The organism is Prochlorococcus sp. G4PB16 (assembly GCF_059772465.1).
In genome coordinates, this window is record NZ_CM186289.1 from 339,493 (window position 1) to 365,165 (window position 25,673).

The window sequence follows — 25,673 nt, forward strand, 5'->3', positions numbered from 1 at the left end:
AATTAGAATATATTATGAATATGAAATACACAATTACAACACCACTATATTATGTTAATGACAAGCCTCATCTAGGTAGTTCATATACAACAATCGCTTGTGATGCAATAGCTCGATTTCAAAGACTAAGTGGAAATACAGTACTTTTTCTTACTGGCGTTGACGAACACGGTCAAAAAATAGAGCGAACCGCAGAAAGTAAAAATCTTAAACCTCAACTACATTGTGATGAAATCACAGAAAAGTATAAATATTTATGGGATAAATTAAATATTAGTTATGATCGTTTTGTAAGAACAACCTCTGAAGATCACACATCATTAGTTCATCAATTTTATTCAAAAGTTTTGAAATCTGATGATGTTTATATGGGTAGACAAAGTGGCTGGTATTGTGTTGGATGTGAGGAATATAAAGATGTAGATGAGGATGATAAAAGCCCAATATGTTCTATTCATAAAAAGGAATTAGAGTGGAGAGATGAAGAAAATTTATTTTTTAAATTATCAAAATATCAAGAGCAAATTGAAAAATTAATTCAAATTGACGGGTTTATTTCTCCTAAAAGTAGAAAAAATGAAATTATCAATTTTGTCTCAAAAGGTTTAAAGGATTTCTCAATTTCTAGAGTAAACTTAAAATGGGGTATAGATGTTCCTGGAAACAAAGATCACACTTTTTATGTATGGTTCGATGCTTTATTAGGTTATATTAGTGGATCTCTTTGTGATCAAAACTCTCCTGAACTCACTGAGGAATCGTTATGTAATTGGCCTGCAAATTTACATGTAATTGGAAAGGATATACTCAGATTTCATGCAGTTTATTGGCCAGCAATGCTACTTTCTGCTGGTATGAAGCCACCTTTAAGTGTTTTTGGGCACGGGTTTTTAACACGAGAAGGCCAAAAAATGGGTAAATCATTAGGTAACGTGCTCGACCCGATTGATCTCTTGGAATATGGTGGTATAGATGCGATGAGATGGTATCTTTTAAGAGATATTGAATTTGGTGAAGATGGTGATTTTCAAATGAGAAGATTTGTAGATATTGTTAATAGTGATTTATGTAATACTATTGGTAATTTGTTAAACAGAACGATTACAATGTCTAAAAAATGGTTCAATGATAAAATTCCAATAAATAATTCTTTATCAACTGAATCTCCTCTTAAAGTTAAATCAGAGCTAAAAATAGATGAATATATGCAATCATTTAAAGATAGTAATTTTAAAAATGCAGCTAACGCAATTATAGACCTGTCTAATAGTGCAAATCTTTACCTAAATGATCGTGCACCATGGAAGCTAATTAAAGATATAAAAAATAAAGATATTGTTGCTCTTGATATATATTCTGTACTTGAATCTTGCCGAATTATAGGAATATTGCTAAATCCTTTTGTACCAAATTTAAGTATTAGAATATTAAATCAACTAAATATTGATTCTACAACTATCAATTTTCTAAAATCATTACATTGGGGTTTGTTAGATCCTGACAATGGACTACAAGACCCTTGTCCTGTAATGCATAAAATTGAATTTAATGAGAATACTGTATAGTGAAATATTTATCGATTTATCTTCTGCTAATAATTTCTACATTCCCTCTCCTTGGGTGTCAAAGATCAAACAAATCTTCTACTCAGGTTGATAATAAAAGCTACATTAATGATTTTGAACTACTTCAGGAGAATCCTAATAATCAAACCAGTGTAAGAATCAGTAGTCCTATAGCCATAATTGACCCATCAAATAATGATATAGATATATTTGACAGCTCAATCGAAATAATTAATAAAAATGGTAATGACTTTAAAGTTAAGTCTGGCAATTCAACTCTCAATAATTTAACTAATTCTATTAGAGTTTTTAATAGTGTAAACATATCATTTCTTGACAACCAGGATTACTATATAAATACTAATTCCTTTGATTGGGATTTAAATAACTCAATTATTGATATTAATAATCCACTTAATATTAATTTTGATAATACTAGAATAAACGCAACTAATGGATTTTATAATATTGATGCAAGCCTACTTAAAATAGACAATAGTGAATTCAATAGATATATATATAATTCTGAAGGGGAAGAGGAATATCAGGTAATTATTAAATCTGACTTTGCGAAATGGTTTAAAAAAGATAATACTTTATTATTTACATCTAAGGATAAACAGGTTGAAGCAACTATTAACTTTCTACTTGCTGAGTAGTACGTATAACTTATCAGACCATCCTGATATCCATTTTTCATCAGAATTGGTAAATGATCTCTTTGACCAACCCCCAACTATTGTGAGTCCTCTATTTTCAAGAGGATAAACTATAACTGCAGGTAAATTACTTAAAACGCTATCAAACTCATCTTTACCTGGAAATAATTCAGTATTAACTAATGAAATTAAACGGTTTTGATCAATAGATCTTTTACATATTTCTCCAGGTTCAAAAAATTTTTCAGAAATCAAGCCTCTTCTAAGAATTACTTTATTGTCCCAATATATTAATATTGTACTAGCTGCTGTTGCAGTAAGTATTTGTTGGCTTCCCCACGCTAATTCATTTCTTTGATCGTCAGTTAATTCATTACAAAGTTCAAAGCCCTCCTTCCCATCCAAGCTAGCCTTGGATGGTTGTTTAGGTTTAATCTCAGTCCATAGATAACCTATAGTTATTAAAGCTATTGAAGCTATTCCAGATATTGTTTCTGCTCTAACTAAAGCTGGATTTACTTGACTAGCAGTTACAATATTTATAATTGAAAAAATTAATAAAAAGGATCCAAATATTATAACTAACTTTGAAATTTTATACATTTATCTATTCAATCAAGTTTGACTAAATATATTGACTCTTTATTATACATATCTATGCCTACCTTTAATCTTTAAGCCTATCGATATATTATATAAAAACACTATTAATAGATTTATCAAATAACTCAGAATATGATCACACCAATACCGAAAAACTATAAAGGACTCATAACAATTACAGGACCAACAAGAAGTGGAAAAAGTGAATTAGCAGAATTTTTAATAAAGGAACAAGATCCCGTCACTTACATAGCAACATCAAAACCAAGGCCAAATGATCCAGCTTGGCAACAAAGGATAGATCTTCACAGGAAGAGAAGACCAGATTACTGGACGATCATTGAGCATCCAAAAGACATCTGCAAGGAAATTGAATCGATTAAAGAAAATCAATCAATATTAATAGACTCTTTAGGTGGCTTAGTTGAGCATTACTTAATAGAAGATGAAGATCAATGGAATAATTTCCAAATTAAATTTCTTAATTGCCTTTCAGAAGATAATTTATGCATTGTTGTTGTTTCTGAGGAGGTTGGCTGGGGAATTGTTCCAGCGACACCAATAGGTCATTTATTTCGTGAACGCCATAGCACCCTGACCTCTTTGATAAGTCGCCAATCAAAAAAAAGGTGGCTTGCTTTAAATGGAACAGCAATAGACCTAGAAAAAGTTGGTTATTTAATACCATGAATTCCTTAAATAGTTCTCGACCACGAGTCGCATTATTTCAACCAAGAATTCCCCAGAATACGGGCACAATTGGTAGATCATGTTTAGCCTTTAATATGTCTCTAGATATTATTAAGCCAACGGGGTTTAGCTTTGAAGATAAATATTTAAAAAGAGCAGGTTTAGATTACTGGGCAAATGTAGATGTGCATTTATATGAATCATTTGAACAATATAAAAACTCTTTTAGTAACTCAAGAATCATAGCTCTTACAAAAAAAAGCAGTAATTCAATCTCCAACATTATTTATAAAGATACAGATATTTTTTTATTTGGACGAGAGGATACAGGGCTACCCAACAAAATAATGAATAATTGTGAAATAGTTGCTGGGATCCCTATGCCAGGAGGTGAGAATCATTTAAAAACAGGCGGAGTTAGAAGTTTGAATTTATCAGTTGCATGTGGGATTGTTTGTTACTCTGCATGTTTACAATTAAATATACTAAGAAAATAGCTTATTCTTTTTATCCAAGATAAATACAATATAATACTCCATCATTGATTACATTATTATCATCTACCTCTAACCATTCTTTATACTCATAATAAAGTGCTTCCCTATTCTTACCTTTTAGATTATTTAGACGCTTAAGTGATCCGATAAGCATTACCTCAATTGCTTGTAAAGCTCCAGATTGCTTTGAAAACACAGAGTTTATATAACTATAAAACATGAACTCGAGTCTTTCGGTTTAATTTATTACATAATTGATATTACTAATCACAATTTATAACACGTAAAAATAATAAAATTAAAAATTTTTTTTTTATTTCATATGTAATTGAAGATAAAGTTAAGTAATTACGGGATTTACTAATCTACAGTTTTTTTTTTTTACTATTAAAGTTAACTGATTTAAGTAACCAGAATGTCAAAATCAAACCTGCTTGGGAGCTGTGAAGTGACTATTAACTCTGTGCTTAGAAGGCTATCTAAGCTAGATGGCAAGAATAAACAAGCTCTTGAGAGTGAATTTAGAGAGTGGATAAATGCAATTGAAGGAGATAATAAAAATTATGATGTTCTTTACACAAATAAAATAAGTTAATCATCATATTCTTAGGCACTGGATTATATACAAAGCTATCAAGTTTTTGTTCTTTTATTCTATATGAATTATTGATCTATAATATTTTTAGTACCATAAAATTTATAAATGTGATTGAAATTTCCAGAAAGTATAATTGTAGTAAGTTTAAATCTAATTGAAGTTAAGGATAAACTAATTTGAAATAATTTGTCTATTCTATATTATGCACATAAAATATTTTTTTATAATATATGTGATTAAATATAAATGTGAGTATATTTTTTCAGAATTATAAATTATTGTAGCTTTTATTCAAATTATTATTCTTGTATTATAACTTCATTCAATTATTCATTTTTCCCGGCTTTTATAAATCTAGCTTATTTGATACTAAAGTGTTAGAGATTGATTTAGACATAGAATATCAATCGTAGAGTGTATTATACAAATTAATCAGGAGTGGAAATTATTTGCATAAAAACATTTAAACAACTATAGTAATTCTGTTGAAATTCTTAAATTTTCAAAAGATGAGGTCAATATCAATGATACTAAAGAATCTAAAAAATTTAATTCCGTATTTGACTTTAATAGTAATATACTTTATTTTTGTTAATATTGAGGCAAAAAAAGAAATAAACAAATTAAATGAAAAAAAATATAATATTGAAAAAGAAGCCTCAATTAATATTGGTAAAGAATTTAAATTAAAAATACCTGTTATTCCATATGAAAAATGAGAAATTCTATTTTAGCTTTAATTTATAACTCTTTGCCTTAAATATATCAGCTTGTATTTTTTCAGCTCTATCTAGCTGTTTTTTGATTTCTAAGCAGTGCTGGCAATAACAGGTCATTTAAGGCAGAATAGAAATTTTTAAGTGATGTTTTTTGATTTCTAAAGGAAATTCAATAAACTTTCTAAAAAAAATTATTTTTTTTAATTTAACACGAGTAATAAAGATTTCAAGCCCTTATTTTTTGATATATTGTAGATACAACTTTGTTACTGAGTTTATGCGAAAATTTGTTATTTAACTAAATAGAAAGACTCAAATTAGATACTTTTCAAAATTAACCGCTCCTTTAATTCAATTTGTTACCGACACCTCAATCATAATAAAGATCAAGTATTAATATAATTCTGAAAGTATAGCTATAAAAAATCATTCAATTGATTTATCTGTTTTAATATTATGACTGATTAGTAAAAGTCAATTATGTATTTAACCCGATTTAATATCTTGTATAGAGATCTATCTAATTGTTATAGTTGGTTATCTAATCTTGTCTTTGAAAGCATATTAGATATCTATCTATGATAAACATTTAATGATTTTATAAATTTCTGGCCTTTGGTCACACTATTTGTATCTATATTTTTAGTAAAATAACATAGATATAAATTTTTTCTAACTTACACTATATGATAATGTAAAACGAATAATATATCAGTTTTATATGAATTGGAAATTATTTAATTTAGACTATTTTAAAGTGTACTCATTTTTAGGACTAGATAAACGCACAATCCTCGCTATTCAAAATCACTTTAGACTAACTATGTATCAAATGATAGTTTTAAGTTGGATTAAAGGCATCTGGACGGGACTTCTCCTATCTCTTATTCTTCATCATTATATAAGCCACTAAGGAGATCTATGCTCTCTCTAACATTTGCTATTCCTTACTCTGAAATGGGTATAAACAAACCACACTTTTAGTTCTCTCTTTGTTTTCTATTTTATTTATTATCTCTTTTATATATAGTTCTAAGAATATGGATAATGAAGGAATCATGAACTGGATGATGAAAAAACCTGATGACTGGATTGGTAATCAAAAAAAATAATAATATATATATAATATTATTTAGTTAAGTTAATAATAAATGGTGCGTATAATGTTATTAATTCAAGTTTCCTAGTTTTTATTAGTCTTTTGAATAACCTTTTGAAGTTCTGCTCTTGATAGAGTAGCCTCAATTTGGGCTAGTAACTGCTGAAGCTCAGCAGTTTTATTCAATGAGCTTTCAGCGATAAATCTAAGCTTTTGAAGTTCTTTAGATGCAGTTTTCATAGAGAGAATGAAAAATCAGAATTTTCTTAAATAATTAAGTAAATTGTTTAAGAATTTAATAAAGAATAGACAAAAACAAATTTGCCAATGATTTTCTCGATGTCAATAGCTTGTATGTGTATTTTTAGATAATGTACGATTTGCCAATAAATTATTTGATTACTTTTTATTTATTTAAATTGCTTTTATTCAAAATTTTCAGTATAAATTGAAATGATAAAATTAAAAAGAGTACCTTAATCTTCTGAAAATGATACTCTTATCTATTTTAGCTATTGATTTTTTTGTAAAGTTTAATATTTAGTTAGCTTTTTTAATTGTCTTTACCTTTTTTCTCCGAATCAACAGGTCTAATTGGCTTAGGTAAAAGCATGATAAAAAACTGATCTCTATATTTATTTATAGGTGTTTTTCTAAATACGTAAATAAGAATTCAAGGTTTGAAACTTCTTGAAATGAGTATTCTATATTTTTTTGTCTTCTCAGAGACTTTTTGGTTTTCTTTTCTTGATAGGTTGGCCTCTATTTGTGCTAAAACTTGCTGTAGTTTATAAGTCTCATTCAGTGATGCCTCTGCTTTGGCAAGAAGACTCTTAATATCTGCGCAGTTATTTTTCATATCAACGCAAATTAACATTCGAGATAGATACTTTTGTCTAAATCTAGAAATCAAGACAGTTTTTGGCGAAGCAAAAGCTAAAATCAAATAGTAAATGACTATCCATTTTACTATCCTTGTTGAGGAGATTGTCTATGGCAGAGGATTGGAAACCGGTAGATTCTCAAGTCTTGGTAGATGCATGGGAAGAAATAAAAGACTGTGCGGAAAATATCCAAATGGATATCGCCTGCCCTGATTCAACCATTTCGAAAATGTTGCGTTCAGTAGCCGAAACCTTTGATAATACCGTCGAGGAAATTCTTGATAAAGCTGAAGAAGATTGGGAAGAGGAAAAATAGATGTATTATTGACGAATGATTCCAGAATTCTTTCAATCACCTGATTCAGTAATTCATTTTGGCGTATGGAAGTCAATAATTGGATTATTTATTGTTTTATTTGGAACTTTTGTAGGTGTTGAGATACGAATTGGAAACGACGAGGAAGAACCATAACAAACTTTATGATTATTATTAATTTTACTAGCCTTTGTTATAAGTATATTTTATGTAATCTATTTAAAATATAAGTTAATATAGAAAAGTATTTATATTTAAAAAAATTATTCTTAAACCTCCTTGGTTGTCAGAAATTTTTTCTGCTCAGAAAAAAGAGGGCAATTTTTATGAAAGTAATTGGCTTCAATTAGCCACAATTTCAACCGATAACAAGCCAAGAGTTAGAACTGTTGTTTTTAGAGGATGGAGTGATTCCTTCGAAATGGAAATATTTACTGATAAAAGAAGTCAAAAATATCATGAATTAGAATCAAATAATAATGTTGAGATATGCTGGCTTTTTTTTAGAGCAAAAAATCAATTTAGGCTTAGTGGAACATCTAGAATTTATGTTGGTAATGATTCTTTTCATCATTGGAACAAACTTAGTGATAATTCTAAATTAATGTTTAATTGGCCATATCCTGGTGATAACTTCGTTTGTGACAACAAGGGGTATGTAAATTCTAAAGAAAACTTAATAAAGAACGATAATTTTTGTTTACTTAAAATTAAAATTTATCAAGTTGATCAATTGATTCTTGATAAACCTATTCATATTAGAAGGCGATGGATAAGGAGCAATGAATGGATTGAAGAGCGTATTAACCCTTAAAAGTAAGGATGAAGGAGCTTGCTATTCAAGCAGCTTCAATATGTTCCTATCACTCTCTTTAGATTGATATCAATACTAGTAATTTTGTTAATTAAATAATCTAAATGATATGAATTTATTTAATAATATGAAAAGATAATAAAGTGATTATATAATAATAATTTTAAATATTAATATAATTTATTTATCTCTTACTTCAATATTAACTGCCATTGTCCCCATGCTTTGTGCTTTTTATCTAAATCTGATATTGAATTACACTGAGCTTTTAATTTTAATAGATATGAAACTTTTGAGATCTTTGTCGAGGATATTTGTTCTGAATAATCGACAGAGGATTGGTATGCCTGTAAGTAATTAGTACTCATTACTTTTATATTATCTTTTTAATATCTAGTATGGTTTTTTATCTTTTGTAAAAATTTTAATATTCTCTTTCTTTTTGCTTTAGAACTTGTGAGAATACATTACATGATTTTTATATAAAGTAAAAAGTACTTAAATGGTCTATTAGAGATCAAGTTTTTAGTCACGAGTTTAATTTTTAAATATATTATGGAGATGTCTTCCAATGATTATCTATACTTTGGTATGGAAGTTTAGTCATATTTATTCAATATCATTAGAAACCCAGAGATGGTTTGGTTTTGGTCAACTCTGAAACCTTAAAATAAAATGATATCTAAAGATTTCTTTCCGTTGATGACCATCCTGAATTATTATATACCTTGTACCTTTTGACTAAAAATTACAAGACTTTTCTAATGCGGTTTTTTCTCTAAAAAAGCAAACGACAATCTGTAATTTAAAAAGGTTACATATGTCAGTGTAGCTCAGCTGGTTAGAGCACAGCATTCATAACGCTGAGGTCGAGAGTTCAAGTCTCTCCACTGACATTGGTTGAAGGAGAGGTATATTACGATAATTTTTTGGAGATTGATGCCCTATTTTTTTCTGACAAGTTAAGAAACAGAACTTTTCTAATAATAGTTGTCATTACTATTTCCTTATATTCTATTTACTATTAATATAGAAATATATACTATTTTATATCAATTTGATTGAGTGGATCTTTGTCTGATGGAGATAATGAGGGTTCTAATGATTTTGATTGATCAACTGATAAATTTTCATTCTTATTGACTATTGAGTCATTACTAGTATTGTTATATATTGAAAAATTCTTAGAATTATTAAAACTGATAGTTGTATTATTAATATAGTTACTATTTGTAAGATTTGATTTTTTAGATAATGATTGGTTTTGTTGTTGATCATTATTTAGCTTACTTTTATTCAAATAGTTAGAATCCTTTTTTTCTAATGATGCCGTATTCTTCTTCTTTAGTGGATACTTTTTAACTTCATTTCTCAACTGATTTAATAACTTAAAGTGATTTGAAGCACTAAATTTTTTAATTAGGGATGATTCCCAACTTATTTGATCATTCATTTTATAGATTATTGTCGTTTAGAAAAAAGCAGTAAGATTATTTGGTGATCACATGATAAATTATAACAAGGCAATGGGTAAATTCTCTACCCTATAAACCAATTAAAATACGCATCAAATTTCATGACGACAAATGAGTGCCTAAGGGTCGGAATGCAAGCACCTGATTTTGCTGCTACTGCAGTTGTTGATCAAGAATTTAAGGACATCACTCTTTCTCAGTACAGAGGAAAGTACGTTGTTTTGTTTTTCTATCCATTAGATTTTACCTTTGTTTGCCCTACCGAAATCACAGCATTTAGCGATAGATATAGCGATTTCAGTAGCAAAAATACTGAGGTTTTAGGTGTATCTGTTGACAGTAAATTTACACATTTAGCTTGGATTCAAACACCAAGAAATGAAGGTGGTATTGGAGATATTACTTATCCTCTTGTCTCAGATCTTAAACGCGAAATTTGTCAATCCTATAATGTTCTAAACGAAGACGGAGAAGCTGACAGAGGCTTATTTATAATTAATCCTAATGGAATAATTATGCATTCAACAATCAATAAAGCTCCTGTTGGTCGTAATATTGACGAAACCTTAAGGATTTTACAAGCATATCAGTATGTAGAGTCTCACCCTGATGAGGTATGTCCTGCTGGGTGGACACCTGGAGACAAAACTATGAAGGAAGATCCCAAAGGAAGTAAAGAATATTTTTCTGCACTTTAAATAAAGAGCCTCATTGATCAATTGCTAGCAATGTAGGTGTTTAGTGATTTAATAACATATTCAGCATCAAGTGTTTCATTATTAATTAGATCATCAGCTAACTTATCCATTAGAAGGACTTTATCTGAAAGAAGCTTAATTGCATGGTTTATAGCATTTTTAGCAATAGCTATTATTTGTTTATCAATTTCCTTGCTAGTTTTTTGAGAATACTCTTTTCTATTTTGCATAAAATCTCTTCCAAGAAAAATTGAATCTTTTTCTGATTCATATGCAATTGGTCCAAGTTCAGAGAAACCAAATTTTGTAACCATTTGATTAGCCCAAAAGTAAACATCTTGAAAATCTTTTTGTGATCCCTGAGATATTTCATTAGATCCAAAAACGATTATTTCCGCTGCTCTAGAACTAACTGAAATAACAATCTTGTTATAGATATAATTTCTAGTAATAAGACCGCTATCTATTGTCTCCTCATCAGGTGTGAAGTATGTCATTCCAGATATGTCTCCAAGAGACTTAAATAATGATATTTTCTCTAATTTATCTTGTGAAGGTATTAATAAAGATACTAATGTTTTACCAATAACCTGATATGCTATTTGCCTTTTCTTTGTGATATCAGAAAGTGGTTTAGAAAGTAAGCCAAATCGTGCTTTTTCAAGAGCATTATCAAGTTCAATGCTGCTTATAGTTGATTTATTTTTTCTTGCCGCATGAATTGCTGCTTCATTTAATAGATTTTGCAAATCAGCACCTGAAAAGCCAGGAGTCTTAGACGCCCAATCGCCAAGATTTACTGAATCGGATAAAGGCTTTGTTCTTGCATGTACAGATAAAATTTTGTGTCTCGCTTTTCTATTGGGAAGAGAGATGTAGATACGACGATCAAATCTTCCAGGTCTAGTTAAAGCCCTGTCTAATACATCTGGTCTATTAGTTGCTGCTATTACAATAACGCCATTATTAGGTGCGAAGCCATCCATTTCAGTTAAAAGTTGGTTCAATGTTTGCTCTCTCTCATCATTTCCCCCTCCTATTCCAGCGCCCCTTTGACGTCCAATTGAGTCAATTTCATCTATGAAAATAATGCAGGGCGATTTTGATTTTGCTCTATTAAAAAGATCTCGTACTCGTCCGGCTCCAACACCAACAAACATTTCAACAAATTCTGATGCTGATATCGAAAAGAAAGGGACATTTGCCTCTCCAGCAATTGCACGAGCCAATAAAGTCTTTCCCGTACCAGGTGGGCCAACTAATAAAACACCTTTTGGTATTTTCGCACCAAGATCAATAAGAATCTGTGGGTTCTTTAAAAAAGCAACTATTTCTCTTAACTCATCGGATTCTTCATTTAACCCAGCTACATCATCAAAAGTTATTTTATTATCATCATTTTCCTTTATCTGAGACGAACTACGAGAAAAACTTTGCATATTATTTAATATCTTGGACGACCTCTTGATTAAAAACGAAAGAGATATAACAAATATTAGGGATAGTCCAGCTCCGGTAATAAAACCAGCTAAACGTTGTTCTGAGCGTATATCTTTTACTGTAAGCGGTACGTTATATTCTTCAGATAATCTAAGTATTTTCTGATCATTGTAAAATATTGGCACTACTTGCTTTTCACCATTAATAAATTCAATCAGCACCTCTCTTCTATTGGGAATTAACGTAATAGAAGTAATTTGTCCACTTTCAATATCCTTTAATAATTGACTATAACTTTTACTCATTTGATAATTAATTCACTATTTCAAAGTATTTGTAAATAAACTATAGTCAAAATGTTTATCAAGTTGAGTTTATATCGAAAAATAGACAAGAAGTTAGATTTTTTAGGAGTGTTTGAAAAATTGGACTATGACGTTATAAAATGAAAAATCAGATATTGTTGAAAGAAAATGGCGGTTCCAAAGAAAAAAACATCTAAAGGGAAGCGAAATCAAAGGCATGCGATCTGGAAAGGCAAAGCTGCTGTTGCAGCTGAAAAGGCTTTGTCTATAGGTAAATCAGTTCTCACTGGAAGAGCTCAGGGATTTGTTTATCCCATGAGCGAGACTTCAGAAGATGAGACTGATTAAGGTTAATCAAGAACCAAGTTTAAATGCTTCAAGAATCAGAGCATAAGTAGAACCTATTCTAAAGTTATTAATAGATAGTATAAATATTGATAATTTAGGATAATTTAATAAAAGTGATGAACGTATTACACACTCCATAATTAATATTAATATTAATACTATATAAATAGTATTAATCGATCGATCTAATAAAAATGAAATAAGGCTATTTGTACAGTAGAAACCAATAAGTAAAGACAGCAATAGGTAACTTCTTTTGCGCCATGAATCCGCAATAATTGGATTAATAAAACTAAAAAAAGTATTTAGAAAATATCTAAATTTGGTTTTCTGCATACATTAATTAATAATTTGAGTCAAATATGATAAGTCAACACTATTTCTAGTTAGTCTCTTACCATAAATAACTCTAGAAGGATTATTAATATTGCCAAGGCCATTAACACAAGCATTGGCTTTTTTTGAAATATTATGAATAGAAGTAGACCATGGAGGTAATGTTAATAGACAATTCAGATTTGCTGCCTTTGCGGCCTCAACACCAATCATAGAATCCTCGATAGCTATGCAATTAAAAGGTGACTTGCTACTTAATTGAATTGCTAAGTTGTAAGCATCTGGAAATGGTTTGTGTCTTTTCACATCTTCATGTGTAATTATTCCTGAGAAGAAATCTAAATGTGAAGTTAAAGTTGTATTTAAAAATGGTTCCAAAGAACCTCTGCCACTTGTGGTGACAATATATTGTTCAATATCAAAACTAGACAGTTCTTCAATAAGCCTTATTACTCCATCTCGAAGTTTAATTTTTCCAGATTCAATTAATTTCTTGTAATGTATACGCTTTCTTGATTGGATTTTGGAACATTGCTCATCACTAAGATCACTATTTATTTCGTTTCGAAAATGGATGACTCTATTTAATCCTCCTGCAACCTTAAGTAGTTCTAAATATTTGATCTCATTCCAAAACCAATTCAAGTCAAAATCCTTAAACGCTAAATTAAAAGCTACTCTATGCCCACACAATTCTGTGTCAGCTATAGTTCCATCAACATCCCAAAAAACCGCTTCTAACTTATTCATGTAATTTATCCATAATACAAATATAATTATGAATACTAGGGATTTAATCTAGGTTAAGCTTTTGACAACAGATAATCAACAAATCAAAAGGTGGATTTTACCAAGGCCCATAAATGATGCAGAGATAGATAATTGCTCAATAAATTACACTTTACAGAAAGTTTTATGTAGAAGAGGTCTTGATTTATCTAACGATTTGGATGCATATTTAAATCCATCAGATCTTCCTAATCCAGAGGATCATTTCAGTGATTTAAACAAAGCGACTAAAAGAATAATTGAAGCTTGCAAAAGAAATGAAAAAATTGCAATATGTGGTGATTATGACGCTGATGGTATAACAAGTACAGTACTTTTAGTTGAATTATTATTAAAGCTAGGTGCGAAGCCAATCCCATTTATTCCATCTAGACAGGATGATGGATACGGATTAAACGTGAAAATGGTAAATGAAATTTATAGAAAAGAAATAAAGTTAGTAATTACAGTTGATAATGGTATTTCAGCATTAAATGCAATTAAATGTTCAAATGATTATGGCATAGATTTAATTATAACTGATCATCACAAAATACCTAATATTAATATAGATGTTTTTTCTATAATTCATCCAGAAAAATCACCTATAAATTCTCCCTATAGGTATCTAGCTGGTGTTGGTATTGCATATATTCTAGCAAGAAATATCTGTAGTAAATTACATTACGATTTAAAAAAATTATCAGCGAATGAATTATTTTGCATAGGAACGATAGCAGATATGGCTCCTCTTAAGGGTGCTAATAGAAAATTTCTAAAAGAGTGCTTACCACAAATAAGAACTACAAATAATATTGGCATTAAATCTATACTTAAAAAACTATCAATTGATGGAATTGCAATCACACCTGATGACATAGGCTATAAAATTGCTCCTTTAATAAATGCTGTAGGAAGAATTGGAGACCCAAAACTTATAATCTCTCTTCTATCTAATAAGTCAAAAGACTCTATTAGTAAAGATATTAAAGAATGTTTAGAATTGAATAAAGAAAGAAAAAGATTATGCGAAACAATTGAAAAAGAAGCTTTGTCTCTAGCTCAAATCCAATATATCAAGGGAGAAAAGTTTTTAGTACTCACAAATAGGGAATGGAATCTTGGAATTATTGGTATTGTTGCAGCAAGAATTGTTGATAAGTTTAATTTACCTTCCGCTATAATTTCATTAGCTAATGATGGATTATACAGAGGTTCTATAAGATCAAATAATCATCTAAAGGTCAATTTGGCACTAGATGAATGTAATGATCTTCTTATAGCTCATGGTGGACATTCGGCAGCTGCAGGATTTACAATCAAAGAAGAAAATATTTCAAAACTTAAGTCAAAGTTAAACGATATAGCATTTAGAGAATTTAAAAATTGTAATTTAGACAAATTTATAAAGCCAGATGCTTGTATAAAAATTGGTGATATAAATAATGATTTTTATAGGCAACTTATTTTAATGGGACCTTTTGGGATGAAGAACCCAGCACCGATTTTCTGGACAAGAAAGTGTAGAGTTTTAGATATATACAAGCTTAGGGGTGACCACATTAAAATGATATTAAATGATGGAAGCGGATCTATTGAAGCAATCAAATGGAATGCAACTAGAGAAATAAAAAATAATGAATTAATAGATATTGCTTTCTACATCGAAATAAATAGATGGAAAACAAAACAAAATATACAATTAAATCTGATAGATATAAAAAAATATAATAAAGTAATAGACTTACAAATACACAATCGAATTTATAAATGTGAAATAAGAGAAAATATGGATATTTTTATAACAAACGATCAAGATCAATTTATAAGTTCAGGATTATCAGCAGATTCTTTAAATCTAAATAAAAAGCAAGAGGTCTTTGCTAAAAAAATTCTTAGTTTTGCAGAGATAGCTCTTGGTAAAGCGGCTTAGCTTTAAACACCTCTTCTATAGAATATCAATGCAATGATTGCTGGACCAGCTAAAAAGACAGCTACTAGAGGCAAAAGGTTTCCCATGATGTTTAAAATATTTGTTTTTTATTGTACTAAATAAAATGACGATACTTCACAATAATTAAAAATCTTTGATTTTCACTACAAATCCTTGGATTTTTATATTATGAGAATATGCATTGAATTCCCAGAAAATTAGAATTTCTATTTTTAGTTTATTTATGATATGTCAAGTATAAGAATTAGTGATTATTTTAAAATCTTTATTAAAAAAGCGAATATATCGATAAATTGATTGTTTATAAGTTTTATATATTAAGATGTAATAATTGAAAAGACATAAAAAAGATAACATCACTATAGGGGAGTGAATGGGGCAACCTAATCCAAAATCTAAAGAAGATAATAGTGACTCAAAGGATTCTACTCCTTTTATAAGCGTGTTAATTACATCCTTTAGTACAATTTTTTTGGCTGAGTTAGGTGACAAGACCCAGCTTGCAACATTGATGCTATCTGCTCAGTCAGGTAGACCAATAATTATTTTCCTTGGTGCGGCACTAGCACTTATATCAACAAGTCTTCTTGGAGTACTTATTGGAAGATGGATCGCAAATAATTTCCCAAGACAAAATTTCATAGTAGTTTCAGGAATAATTATGTTAAGTTTAGGAATATACCTTGTAACAATAGGTTTTTTTGAATTTTTACAAAAATAGAATTTGAATTATTTTAATGATTCTTACGCTTCTTTTCACAACATTTGTTACTGTATTTCTAGCTGAAATGGGTGACAAGACTCAATTAACGACAATAACTTTAAGTAGTACAACTAATAAACCCTTAGCTGTATTCATGGGATCCTCAATCGCTCTAATACTGGCTACTCTTTTGGGGGCTTTGGCAGGTGGTTCTATTGCTAATCTGATACCACCTTTCTTACTTAAACTGCTTTCAGGAACAGTATTCTTAGTTATTGGAATAAACCTCTTAGCAGAATGTACTAAGCAATATATTAGTGATAGCTAGTAATCATGGATTGTTCTAAACTATATATAGTCTTTTACTTCAAGACTTGAATTCAATGAATTAAGTTAATTATCAACCGTTACTATGACAACTGTTTTAAAAATACTTGAAAATCTAGAGAGAGAGGATGGTTTAGATTTATCCAAACTTGAAAAATCCTTAAAGCTTACAAAAAAACAGGATAGAGATAATTTACGAATAGCAATTAATGCACTTACAAAGCTTGGTTTAGTCCAAAATATTAATAATGAGAAACTGTACATTAATGACGAAATTGATTTTATTAGAGGTAGGGTTCGTTGTAGCAGTAAAGGTTTTTGTTTTGTTGTCAGAGAAGATCAAGGTGAAGATATATACATTAGAGAATCTAATTTGAATAATGCTTGGCATGGTGATTCTGTAATTGTATTAATCACAAAACCAGGAGTTAAAAGAAGGGCTCCTGAGGGTTCCATACAATGTGTATTGGAAAGGTGTAATAATATTTTGCTTGCAAAAGTTGAAATTGACAAATTGACGGGAGGCTTAAAGGGCTACCCATTGGATGACAGAATACCAGTAATTATAGAGTTAGATAACGATGTTAATAATCATCATAAGTTAGCTAGCAAAGAGCTAATTTATGAAATAAAAATAAGCAAGTATCCAATTGCTCAATTTAATGCAAAAGGTTCAATAATTAGGGAGTTGTCAACACAAGCTGGGGTAGATGGTGACATTGAAATATTGCTTTCTAAGAACAATATTACGAGGAATTTTGACCTTCCTAAAATTTCACCAAAGAAAGTTTCAATAAAAGGAAGAGAAAACTTAACCTCTCAACCTTCACTTTTATTTGAAAGTTGGGAATGTCCTAATTCACCATCTTTACCGGCAATTTATGCGCAGCCTTTTGAGGGTGGTAATAGAATATGGCTTCATTCACCAACTGTTTCCGAAAGAATTAATATTGGCGGAAAGTTAGACGAATATCTGAAAATGAAAGGCGAAGTAATTTGTTTAGGAAATAATTGGCTTGAATTTCTTAATGAATCACTCAACTCGTCTTCTCAATTCAAGCTCAATGAGGAATGTCAAGCAATATCCTTAATGATAGATATCGATAGCCACGGTAAAATAGCTGATTGGAAATTTTCACTCACTATCATTAAACCTGTAAAAATCATTACCCCAAAGCACCTTAAAGCTATTAACAATAGAAAGCCAACTTCTAAGTCTGTACCAATTGCATTAAAGCCTGTTAAGGATAATTTAGATGTCATTTATACCATTATTTATGCTTCAAAACTAATTAACAGTAGTAATAATTTATCTATTAAATTAGATCAACATATACCCAATCTAGAAAGATTAAATGAATTACAAAAAGCTTTTCCGAGTAGAGACTTTAATGGATGGACTAAATCTTATGATTCTTTAGATTCACAGTCAATAATGGATGTCTTTATCAGGTTATCTAATAATATTCTAGCTAAACATTTAATTGGCTATAAATTACCTTTTATTTATAAGGAACATGAGGAAATTGATCAATCAGCTATTAATGAATTAACTAAATCAGTATTAGCATTAGATAATCAGATTACAGTTAATATTGATGGCTCTGCTACGACACATCAATTAATAAAATCATTTGAGACGAGTGCAGAAAAGAAAATACTTCATAAACTAATGAAGCATATAATTCCAGGCATACATCTAAAACTTTACAAATTTAATACTCAACTAGACAGTCAAGATTCAAATATTGTTTTACCACAAGATAATATTGAGGCTCCCTGGTGTTGTCCTTCATTAAACTATTGGAATATATTCAATCAATATATTTTAAGTTCATTATTAGTAGATGGCAAAAACAAATCCACTAGTCGAAGTAAAAAATCGATTGAATTGGGAAAAAAGGATAGTTGGAATGATGTAAATTGGGATATATTCTCATCTAAGGTTTCTGGGAATATTGCTAATCAAGCCAATTTAAAGTTAATTCAAAATTTAAATGAAATAAGAAAAAAATCTAAATCATTTAGGAATAACATTATTTCAATTGCTCAGAGTAGAGAAGCTCAAAAAATTATAGGTAAAGAAGTAACAGCAATTATTACCGGCGTTCAAAGTTATGGTTTCTTTGCTGAAATAAATGATATAACTGCTGAAGGATTAGTTCATGTAAGTACACTTGGTGATGATTGGTATGAATACAGATCAAGACAAAATCTTTTAGTGGGAAGAAAATATAAAAAGACATATCAACTTGGACAAAAGGTAAATGTTAAAGTTTTAAAAGTAGATATTTTAAAAAATCAAATTGATCTAGAACTTGTGAAAAAGTTTGATACCGAATCAAAAACTAATATTGATATTGTTAAAGATATTAAATTCAATAATCAAGCTTAAATGAAAAGTATTGTTATTGCAATTACTGGAGCCTCGGCTATGCAAATAGGTGAGAGATCAGTGCAGCTTATGTTAGAAAATAATAAATCTGTTGATTTAATATTAAGTAAAGGCGCATATGAAGTAGCCAAAAGCGAACGTAATATTAATATCCCTGTAGAACCAAATGCGCAGACAGAATTTTGGAGAAATAAACTAAGTGTACAATCAGGAATTTTAAAATGTTATAGATGGAATGATCATTCAGCTCCTATTGCAAGTGGTAGTCATAAAACAAAAGGAATGGTAATTGTTCCATGTTCTATGGGAACATTGGGCAGGATAGCCTCTGGATTTTCATTGGATTTAATAGAAAGATGTGCTGATGTTCACTTAAAAGAAAATAGACCACTAATTATTTCACCAAGAGAATCACCATTGAATTTAATACATATAGACAATATTAAGCGCTTAGCTACTGCAGGAGCATTAATTGTTCCACCCATCCCTGCCTGGTATACAAATCCAAGGACAATAGATGATTTAATCGATTTTATAGTTGTAAGACTGTTTGATTCTCTTGGTGAGGAATTAAAAAACGTAAAGAGATGGGAAGGGCCAAATAAATGAATCTAAATTATATAATTAAAGCCTTTCCATTCTTATCAACTTTATTATTAATAATTTTTTTAAACCTAGCTAATCAAAAAGAATCAACAAAGTTAAAAATACTTATTTGGAATACTCCAACACTTTCATTGGGATCATATCTTGCACTATCATCAGGAACTGGTTTTATACTTTCGTATCTTGTCACAACTAATCTTGCAAAGATTAATAGATTAAATACAAAAAATTTAAGTGAATACAATGCGAATGAAACTAAAAAGCCAACTATTGAATACCAAGCCTATGAAGACAATAATCCAACAATTGAATACAAAGAAAGATTTATTGGTGATAATTATGAGAAAACATTAATAGAGAGGGATATCAACGATTCTTCTCCTACATTAAATGCAAGTTTTAGAGTAATTGGCAAAACTGAAAGAGTAAATACAAATGCTTATGCTTATGATAATAATCAATCCGATTATTCGGATTTTCCAAATTATATTGACGATGATTTTTATGCTGAACAGAAAATAAAAAGCAAGAATAACAGTTCTGATATCTCAGAGTTTCCTGATTGGAACGATGAATCCTTTTTAAACTGGTAATATATAGATAAAATATTTTTAATTTAAAATAACTTAGCTAGTTTTTTAGTAAATTTGCTAAAATTTTTTTATGGAAAATACAAAACCAACAAGCGAAATAAATTCAAAAAACGAACCTTCCAAGGCTGAATCAAAAACTGTCAATAAGACAGAAGCTGCACCCGCTCCTAAAAAAGCTGTTAAGCCTCCTAAATTAGAAGATAAGCCATTTCAAGAATTTATAAATAATCATTTAATTCCAGAGTTAAAGAACTCTATCCAAAAGAAAGGGACAATTGTTAATAATATTAAATTAATAGAAGGTGAACGACCAGTAGTGGGCGGCCATTGTTGGATGATTTTTTGTGAACTATCTGAACAAAGAAGATTTTGGCTTTGCTTTAACAATGATATAATAACCTCTGATAAGACTATATTATTAGCAGAGTCAAATTCTAAACCTAGTATTGTCGAATCTTTTCTAATTGACGAAAAAAAGACTACATTAGTACTATTGATTTCAAGAGTTCTTCAAAGACTAAACGGACAAAAATGGATTGGTGCTAATTGATTATTCTTAATTAACCATTTAACTAATCGACATATATTATTTTCATTTATTATTAAATAATAACATTAGATATTTTTTCATTATGTTTAATACGCAGTTATGCCGATTAAATGCCATAATATAAAAAAAAAGAAATTGACTAATTCATTACTTACTAAAAAAAATGATAATTTATTATTTCATACTTTCGACGACACAATAAAACCACAAATTGAAGAATTATTATCTCTAGGCAGATCAGCTGGAGCAGACCTTATAGAAATTTTTCTAGAGAAATCTGATAATATCTCGCTATTGGCAGAGCAAGATGAAGTTTCTAATGTTAGTCCATCTTTCGGTGTTGGTGCTGGTATAAGGGTTTTTCTGGGAAAAAAAGACGGATTTGTAAGTACCAACGATTTGACCAACGCTGGTCTCCTATTTGCCTTAAACCAAGCTTTAGGAATGTTAGGGTTAGAAATTGGTTCAAAAAATAATGACAAATTTGCTGGTTTAACAAACCTGAAAGATTATGGAGTTAAAAAGAATAACTGGTTACTGGATACGCCAGATCTAAATGAATCGACAATCAAATTGTTAGAAGCTAATAAATCACTAGCTGATAAAAATAAAAATTTGCAAGTAAGAAGAGCAAGTTATTCAAGAAACTGGCAGGAAGTTCTTGTTGCTGCATCTGATGGTGTATTTGCTAGGGACATTCGTCTACATCAAACAGTAGGTATCAATGTGATAGCGCAAAAAGATAAAAACAGATCAACTTCTGCCAGAAGATATGGTAGTTCTGGCAACCCTGATGATCTTAGAAACTGGAATATTGATAAAAGTGCAGAAGAATTAAATGAGAGTGCTCAAAAAATGCTTTACGCAGAATATGTTCAAGCAGGTCAAATGCCTGTTGTTTTAGCTAATAAATTTGGAGGTGTAATCTTCCATGAAGCATGTGGTCATCTCCTTGAAACCACTCAATTAGAGAGAGGGACATCACCATTTCACGACAGCATCGATAAGCAAATTGCCCATAAAGCAGTAAGTGCTGTTGATGAAGGACTATCAGATTACGCCTTTGGTTCAATTTCTATGGATGATGAAGGAATGGAACCTCAAAATACATTACTTATTGAAGATGGTATTTTAAAAAAATTTATTTCTGATAGAGCAGGCTCATTAAGAACTGGTCATCCAAGGACAGGTAGTGGAAGAAGACAAAATTTCTCATTTGCAGCTGCAAGTCGGATGAGAAATACATACATCAAACCAGGTGATTTTTCTCCTGAAAAATTAATAGAAAGCGTTGATAATGGACTTTACTGCAAATCTATGGGGGGAGGTAGTGTTGGTCCAACAGGTCAATTTAATTTCTCAGTTGAAGAAGGCTATATAATTAAAAATGGAAAACTTGATAAACCAGTTAAAGGAGCAACATTAATTGGTGAAGCAAAAGAAATTTTGCCAAGAATTTCAATGTGTGCGAATGATTTGGATCTTGCAGCAGGTTTTTGCGGATCTGTAAGTGGAAGTGTAAATGTGACTGTTGGTCAGCCTCATATAAAAGTAGATTCAATCACAGTAGGGGGAAGATAATATGAATAATTTAAATACTAATAATAAAAGTGGTGAACTAGATCCTGAACTCTTGAATAACCTTTTAGTCAAATTTAGTAAAGAGTCTGAGATTGAAAAATGGGATGTGGGAGCATCCTCTAGTAAAGATATATCGGTTCAAGTTCAACAAGGAAATGCTAAGCAGCTAAAAGGTTCTCAAAGAAATTCAATGACATTAAGAGTATGGAATAAAAATAATAAGGTTGGAATAACTAGTACTTCTGACTTAACAAGCGAAGGAATTAAAAAAGCAATGAGAGGAGCTATTCAAGCAAGTCTTTTTGGTAATGAAAAGGAATCACCAAATTTTTCATCTTTAGCAAAGTCACCATTAAATCAAGTTGATTGTAGCGTTAGTAAAACGCATTCAATTGATGAATTACTCTCTGTCTTAAAAAAGGCTGAAAAACAATTAATAAACACACATGTTTCAATTGATTCTGTTCCATATAACGGATTGAGTGAAACTCATATGGAAAGAATCTATATAAACAGTGAAGGTGCTAATAGATATATGAAACTTTCACAAACATCAATTTACTTGTACGCTAAGGCTGAAGAAAAGGGTAAAAAACCAAGGAGTGCAGGAGGAATTAGATTAAGCTCAAATTTAGAAGACCTTCAAATAGATTCTTGTATAAAAGAAACGTCAAATAAGTTAGTCAGTCATTTAAATTATAAATCCATAGATACCGATAAATATTTAGTTTGCTTTTCACCTGAAGCCTTTCTTCAATTAATTACTGCATTTAGTTCAATGTTTAATGCACGTTCGATTCTTGACGGTCTAAGTTTAATGAACAAAGATTCAATAGGATCTCAAATTTCTGTTTCTAATTTAAACATAAGCGATGAAGGTCTTCATCCAGAAAATGTTGGAGCATTTAGTTTTGATGGTGAAGGAACTCCAACTCAAAATATCAATTTAATAACTGGTGGTGTTTTAACCAACTTATTACATTCAGAGGCCACTGCAAGAAAATTTAGAGTTAATCCCACTGGCCATGCAGGTTTAGGAGCCAAGGTGTCAGTTTCTCCAGATTGGTTGGTTGTAAGCAAGAGTATAAAAGAAATTGATAAGGAACCAAGTCTGAGTATTAAGGAAACAACTAAAGAATATATATTAATAGATGAACTTTCTGCTATTCACTCTGGAGTTAAGGCTAGCCAAGGCTCTTTTTCGTTACCCTTTGATGGTTGGATAGTTAATGATGGTAAAAAGACGTCAATAGAAGCAGCAACAGTTGCTGGTGATATTTTAAAAGTATTAAAAGGTATTGTTAAAATTGAAAGAGAACAGATAGTGACACATCAAGGAATTAGTCCATATGTTTGGGTGGATAACATCTCAATAACTGGTGAAGCGTGAAGATAGTTTTTTGGGGAACCCCTAAATATGCTGCCGAAAATTTAATAAACATAGTAAAGGCTGGACACGAAGTAAATGCTGTAGTTACACAACCAGATAGAAAGCGAGGTCGGGGGAAAAAGCTTTCACCATCTCCTGTAAAACAATCAGCAATCGATTTAGGTATTCCTGTCTTTACAACACAATCAATAAGCAAGGATCAAAATACAAAGGATATGCTCATAAGTTTGAACGCTGATATTTTTATAGTTGTAGCTTTTGGTCAAATTCTTCCAAAAGAAATATTAGATCTCCCAAAACTCGGATGCTGGAATAGTCATGCTTCCTTATTACCTGTATGGAGAGGCGCTGCTCCAATTCAGTGGAGCCTCATCAATGATGATTCAACCACTGGTATTTGTATTATGTCGATGGAAGAAGGATTAGATACAGGTCCTGTTATTGAACAAGAGTCAACGATCATCAATGATTCAGACAATCTTGAGATACTTACAAATAGATTATCGAACATATCCTCTAAGTTATTAGTTAAATCACTTGAAAGAATAAAGAAGTGTAAAAGCCTAAATAGGTCCTCAATTCTAGAAGAATTAAAAGCTGTCGATCAATGTAAACTTAATCGTAATCCAAGTTATGCCAGACAAATCAAAAAGGAAGATTATGTAATAGATTGGAATCAAACAGCGAGAAAAATTCTAAAGAAAATTAAGGGACTTTATCCAAACGCATATACGTTTTACAATGGTAAAAGAGTAAAAATACTAGAGGCTATAATAATAACAAATAAAGAAAAATTCCTAGAAAGACAAGATATCTATAATCAGTTAACTAAAAATAAACAACCAGGAGAAATTATTTTGTTAAATAAACAAACTGGGATAACAATAATGACTCTTGATTATCCCCTAGAAATTAAATATGGCCAATTAGAAGGTAAAAAGACAACAGACAGTTATACCTTATCTGTTCAATCAAACCTATGCATTAAAAATATCTTTGGAAACTAAATATTATCAATTGTATTAACTTTGGATGAAAAACCCCAAAGAAAAACACACAGCATTAATAAATAGAATAAGTACTCAGGTATAACTAATTGGAAAAATATTAATTGAATTATTAACTTTAATCCAATTATAGCAACTGCAATATAGCCAGCTTTTTCTAAATTAATATATATTTCTAGCCATTTTATGAATAAACCAGAGGTAAACCTTAATGCAATAACACCAATGATAGCTCCAGTAATAACTAATAAAAATTGGTCACTTATTGCTACAGCAGCAGTAACACTATCAATTGAAAATGCTAAATCTGTTACAGCCAATAGAAAAATAACCTTTAATAATGAATTGTTAGAGTTAAGTTTATTAGTTTTTTCAGTATCAATTGAGGATTTATCATTAATGGAAATAAACTTTGAAATTGAAAGAGATATTAAATAAATACCACCAACAAGCTTGACTGGCCAAAAGTTTAAAAAGAATTGAGCAGTAAGAATTACAAGAATTCTCAGCAATAAAGCTATGAATATACCTATATTAAGTGCCTTCTTTTGGAGATCAATACTTTTTAAACTCTTAGTTATTGATGCTAGAGCCACAGCATTATCAGCTGACAATACAAGCTCTAAGGAGATAATAATTGGTAAAAGAGGTGCTAATTCAACCCATCTGTCGATACCATCAAGTAAAGGTGTTAAGGATCTAAGAGATGCTGAATCCATTAAATTAGGAAAAAAGAACCATTTAGACTACCTT

32 protein-coding genes and 1 tRNA gene are annotated in these 25,673 nt (G+C 30.1%); 22 read left to right on the forward strand and 11 right to left on the reverse strand.

Going from position 1 to position 25,673, the window contains the following annotated elements:
* The first annotated feature begins 14 nt into the window (after positions 1-14).
* The gene (gene metG / locus AC6EIZ_RS01780; protein ID WP_498511868.1) at positions 15-1,565 is read left to right on the forward strand and encodes a methionine--tRNA ligase; all 1,551 of its coding nucleotides are present in this window, start codon (positions 15-17) and stop codon (positions 1,563-1,565) included.
* Positions 1,565-2,224: an LPS export ABC transporter periplasmic protein LptC gene (gene lptC / locus AC6EIZ_RS01785; RefSeq protein WP_498511869.1), complete on the forward strand. Its 660-nt coding sequence runs from the start codon at positions 1,565-1,567 to the stop codon at positions 2,222-2,224. Before metG ends, lptC begins: the two co-directional genes overlap by 1 nt.
* Here the strand turns inward: lptC and AC6EIZ_RS01790 are convergent.
* Positions 2,210-2,827: a cofactor assembly of complex C subunit B gene (locus AC6EIZ_RS01790; RefSeq protein WP_498511871.1), complete on the reverse strand. Its 618-nt coding sequence runs from the start codon at positions 2,825-2,827 to the stop codon at positions 2,210-2,212. The two genes, lptC and AC6EIZ_RS01790, sit on opposite strands and share 15 nt — an antisense overlap.
* A gap of 132 nt (positions 2,828-2,959) precedes the next feature.
* Between AC6EIZ_RS01790 and AC6EIZ_RS01795 the strand changes: the two genes are divergently transcribed.
* Positions 2,960-3,517, forward strand: coding sequence for a bifunctional adenosylcobinamide kinase/adenosylcobinamide-phosphate guanylyltransferase (locus tag AC6EIZ_RS01795; RefSeq protein WP_498511873.1), 558 nt, complete (start codon positions 2,960-2,962; stop codon positions 3,515-3,517).
* Positions 3,514-4,014 carry a tRNA (cytidine(34)-2'-O)-methyltransferase gene (locus AC6EIZ_RS01800; protein ID WP_498511874.1) on the forward strand — a complete coding sequence of 167 codons (501 nt, stop codon included), beginning with the start codon at positions 3,514-3,516 and terminating at the stop codon, positions 4,012-4,014. Before AC6EIZ_RS01795 ends, AC6EIZ_RS01800 begins: the two co-directional genes overlap by 4 nt.
* Positions 4,015-4,024: 10 nt before the next feature.
* On the opposite strand, the gene AC6EIZ_RS01805 is transcribed toward AC6EIZ_RS01800, so the two are convergent.
* The gene (locus tag AC6EIZ_RS01805) at positions 4,025-4,210 is read right to left on the reverse strand and encodes a hypothetical protein (RefSeq protein WP_498511876.1); all 186 of its coding nucleotides are present in this window, start codon (positions 4,208-4,210) and stop codon (positions 4,025-4,027) included.
* Positions 4,211-4,429: 219 nt separating this feature from the next.
* Between AC6EIZ_RS01805 and AC6EIZ_RS01810 the strand changes: the two genes are divergently transcribed.
* Positions 4,430-4,609: a hypothetical protein gene (locus tag AC6EIZ_RS01810; protein WP_498511878.1), complete on the forward strand. Its 180-nt coding sequence runs from the start codon at positions 4,430-4,432 to the stop codon at positions 4,607-4,609.
* 512 nt (positions 4,610-5,121) lie between these two features.
* Positions 5,122-5,331 carry a hypothetical protein gene (locus tag AC6EIZ_RS01815; RefSeq protein ID WP_498511879.1) on the forward strand — a complete coding sequence of 70 codons (210 nt, stop codon included), beginning with the start codon at positions 5,122-5,124 and terminating at the stop codon, positions 5,329-5,331.
* 1,183 nt (positions 5,332-6,514) lie between these two features.
* On the opposite strand, the gene AC6EIZ_RS01820 is transcribed toward AC6EIZ_RS01815, so the two are convergent.
* Both AC6EIZ_RS01820 and AC6EIZ_RS01825 read right to left on the reverse strand, forming a co-directional pair.
* On the reverse strand, positions 6,515-6,670 hold the full coding sequence (locus tag AC6EIZ_RS01820; RefSeq protein WP_498511881.1) for a hypothetical protein: 156 nt from the start codon (positions 6,668-6,670) through the stop codon (positions 6,515-6,517).
* A 433-nt stretch (positions 6,671-7,103) separates the two neighbouring features.
* Complete coding sequence (locus AC6EIZ_RS01825) at positions 7,104-7,289, reverse strand: hypothetical protein (protein WP_498511883.1); 186 nt, start codon at positions 7,287-7,289, stop codon at positions 7,104-7,106.
* Between the two features lie 116 nt (positions 7,290-7,405).
* Here AC6EIZ_RS01825 and AC6EIZ_RS01830 point away from each other — a divergent pair, with 116 nt between their 5' ends.
* The 3 genes from AC6EIZ_RS01830 (at position 7,406) to AC6EIZ_RS01840 (ending at position 8,444) form a co-directional block, all read left to right on the forward strand.
* Positions 7,406-7,630: a hypothetical protein gene (locus tag AC6EIZ_RS01830; RefSeq protein ID WP_498511885.1), complete on the forward strand. Its 225-nt coding sequence runs from the start codon at positions 7,406-7,408 to the stop codon at positions 7,628-7,630.
* Between the two features lie 15 nt (positions 7,631-7,645).
* Positions 7,646-7,786: a hypothetical protein gene (locus AC6EIZ_RS01835; protein WP_498511887.1), complete on the forward strand. Its 141-nt coding sequence runs from the start codon at positions 7,646-7,648 to the stop codon at positions 7,784-7,786.
* 127 nt (positions 7,787-7,913) lie between these two features.
* Entirely contained in the window at positions 7,914-8,444 is a 531-nt protein-coding gene (locus tag AC6EIZ_RS01840) for a pyridoxamine 5'-phosphate oxidase family protein (protein WP_498511888.1), read from the forward strand.
* A gap of 191 nt (positions 8,445-8,635) precedes the next feature.
* Here the strand turns inward: AC6EIZ_RS01840 and AC6EIZ_RS01845 are convergent, their stop codons facing one another.
* Positions 8,636-8,812, reverse strand: a complete 177-nt coding sequence (locus AC6EIZ_RS01845) for a hypothetical protein (RefSeq protein ID WP_498511890.1) — start codon at positions 8,810-8,812, stop codon at positions 8,636-8,638.
* 454 nt (positions 8,813-9,266) lie between these two features.
* Between AC6EIZ_RS01845 and AC6EIZ_RS01850 the strand changes: the two genes are divergently transcribed.
* Positions 9,267-9,340 (forward strand) — tRNA-Met (locus tag AC6EIZ_RS01850).
* A 146-nt stretch (positions 9,341-9,486) separates the two neighbouring features.
* On the opposite strand, the gene AC6EIZ_RS01855 is transcribed toward AC6EIZ_RS01850, so the two are convergent.
* Complete coding sequence (locus AC6EIZ_RS01855) at positions 9,487-9,897, reverse strand: hypothetical protein (protein ID WP_498511892.1); 411 nt, start codon at positions 9,895-9,897, stop codon at positions 9,487-9,489.
* Positions 9,898-10,020: 123 nt separating this feature from the next.
* On the opposite strand from AC6EIZ_RS01855, the gene AC6EIZ_RS01860 reads away from it, so the two are divergent.
* Entirely contained in the window at positions 10,021-10,617 is a 597-nt protein-coding gene (locus AC6EIZ_RS01860) for a peroxiredoxin (RefSeq protein WP_498511894.1), read from the forward strand.
* 17 nt (positions 10,618-10,634) lie between these two features.
* Here AC6EIZ_RS01860 and ftsH read toward each other — a convergent pair whose 3' ends face one another.
* On the reverse strand, positions 10,635-12,362 hold the full coding sequence (gene ftsH, locus AC6EIZ_RS01865) for an ATP-dependent zinc metalloprotease FtsH (RefSeq protein ID WP_498511896.1): 1,728 nt from the start codon (positions 12,360-12,362) through the stop codon (positions 10,635-10,637).
* A 168-nt stretch (positions 12,363-12,530) separates the two neighbouring features.
* On the opposite strand from ftsH, the gene rpmF reads away from it, so the two are divergent.
* The gene (gene rpmF / locus AC6EIZ_RS01870; protein ID WP_498511899.1) at positions 12,531-12,710 is read left to right on the forward strand and encodes a 50S ribosomal protein L32; all 180 of its coding nucleotides are present in this window, start codon (positions 12,531-12,533) and stop codon (positions 12,708-12,710) included.
* A 6-nt stretch (positions 12,711-12,716) separates the two neighbouring features.
* On the opposite strand, the gene AC6EIZ_RS01875 is transcribed toward rpmF, so the two are convergent.
* Positions 12,717-13,046 carry a DUF565 domain-containing protein gene (locus AC6EIZ_RS01875; RefSeq protein WP_498511901.1) on the reverse strand — a complete coding sequence of 110 codons (330 nt, stop codon included), beginning with the start codon at positions 13,044-13,046 and terminating at the stop codon, positions 12,717-12,719.
* Positions 13,047-13,049: 3 nt separating this feature from the next.
* Positions 13,050-13,796 carry an HAD-IA family hydrolase gene (locus tag AC6EIZ_RS01880; RefSeq protein WP_498511902.1) on the reverse strand — a complete coding sequence of 249 codons (747 nt, stop codon included), beginning with the start codon at positions 13,794-13,796 and terminating at the stop codon, positions 13,050-13,052.
* 61 nt (positions 13,797-13,857) lie between these two features.
* Between AC6EIZ_RS01880 and recJ the strand changes: the two genes are divergently transcribed.
* A complete protein-coding gene (gene recJ / locus AC6EIZ_RS01885; protein ID WP_498511903.1) occupies positions 13,858-15,747 on the forward strand; it encodes a single-stranded-DNA-specific exonuclease RecJ in 1,890 nt (629 codons plus the stop codon).
* A gap of 2 nt (positions 15,748-15,749) precedes the next feature.
* On the opposite strand, the gene psb30 is transcribed toward recJ, so the two are convergent.
* Complete coding sequence (psb30, locus tag AC6EIZ_RS01890; protein WP_071813363.1) at positions 15,750-15,833, reverse strand: photosystem II reaction center protein Ycf12/Psb30; 84 nt, start codon at positions 15,831-15,833, stop codon at positions 15,750-15,752.
* A 308-nt stretch (positions 15,834-16,141) separates the two neighbouring features.
* On the opposite strand from psb30, the gene AC6EIZ_RS01895 reads away from it, so the two are divergent.
* The 9 genes from AC6EIZ_RS01895 to fmt all read left to right on the forward strand — a co-directional run bounded on the left by AC6EIZ_RS01895 (position 16,142) and on the right by fmt (position 24,920).
* Complete coding sequence (locus AC6EIZ_RS01895; RefSeq protein WP_498511904.1) at positions 16,142-16,489, forward strand: TMEM165/GDT1 family protein; 348 nt, start codon at positions 16,142-16,144, stop codon at positions 16,487-16,489.
* A 16-nt stretch (positions 16,490-16,505) separates the two neighbouring features.
* Entirely contained in the window at positions 16,506-16,799 is a 294-nt protein-coding gene (locus AC6EIZ_RS01900; protein ID WP_498511906.1) for a TMEM165/GDT1 family protein, read from the forward strand.
* An 84-nt stretch (positions 16,800-16,883) separates the two neighbouring features.
* Positions 16,884-19,193 (forward strand): RNB domain-containing ribonuclease, encoded by a 2,310-nt coding sequence (locus AC6EIZ_RS01905; protein ID WP_498511907.1) that lies wholly within the window; start codon positions 16,884-16,886, stop codon positions 19,191-19,193.
* Positions 19,194-19,802: a flavin prenyltransferase UbiX gene (locus AC6EIZ_RS01910; protein ID WP_498511909.1), complete on the forward strand. Its 609-nt coding sequence runs from the start codon at positions 19,194-19,196 to the stop codon at positions 19,800-19,802.
* Complete coding sequence (locus tag AC6EIZ_RS01915; protein WP_498511910.1) at positions 19,799-20,392, forward strand: hypothetical protein; 594 nt, start codon at positions 19,799-19,801, stop codon at positions 20,390-20,392. Before AC6EIZ_RS01910 ends, AC6EIZ_RS01915 begins: the two co-directional genes overlap by 4 nt.
* Before the next feature lie 70 nt (positions 20,393-20,462).
* Positions 20,463-20,942: a DUF2996 domain-containing protein gene (locus tag AC6EIZ_RS01920; protein WP_498511912.1), complete on the forward strand. Its 480-nt coding sequence runs from the start codon at positions 20,463-20,465 to the stop codon at positions 20,940-20,942.
* Positions 20,943-21,077: 135 nt separating this feature from the next.
* Positions 21,078-22,523, forward strand: coding sequence for a TldD/PmbA family protein (locus AC6EIZ_RS01925; protein ID WP_498511914.1), 1,446 nt, complete (start codon positions 21,078-21,080; stop codon positions 22,521-22,523).
* 1 nt (position 22,524) lies between these two features.
* Complete coding sequence (locus tag AC6EIZ_RS01930) at positions 22,525-23,913, forward strand: TldD/PmbA family protein (RefSeq protein ID WP_498511915.1); 1,389 nt, start codon at positions 22,525-22,527, stop codon at positions 23,911-23,913.
* Positions 23,910-24,920 carry a methionyl-tRNA formyltransferase gene (fmt, locus tag AC6EIZ_RS01935; protein WP_498511917.1) on the forward strand — a complete coding sequence of 337 codons (1,011 nt, stop codon included), beginning with the start codon at positions 23,910-23,912 and terminating at the stop codon, positions 24,918-24,920. Before AC6EIZ_RS01930 ends, fmt begins: the two co-directional genes overlap by 4 nt.
* Here the strand turns inward: fmt and AC6EIZ_RS01940 are convergent.
* Positions 24,917-25,639 carry a TerC family protein gene (locus AC6EIZ_RS01940; RefSeq protein ID WP_498511919.1) on the reverse strand — a complete coding sequence of 241 codons (723 nt, stop codon included), beginning with the start codon at positions 25,637-25,639 and terminating at the stop codon, positions 24,917-24,919. The genes fmt and AC6EIZ_RS01940 overlap by 4 nt on opposite strands.
* Between the last annotated feature and the right edge of the window lie 34 nt (positions 25,640-25,673).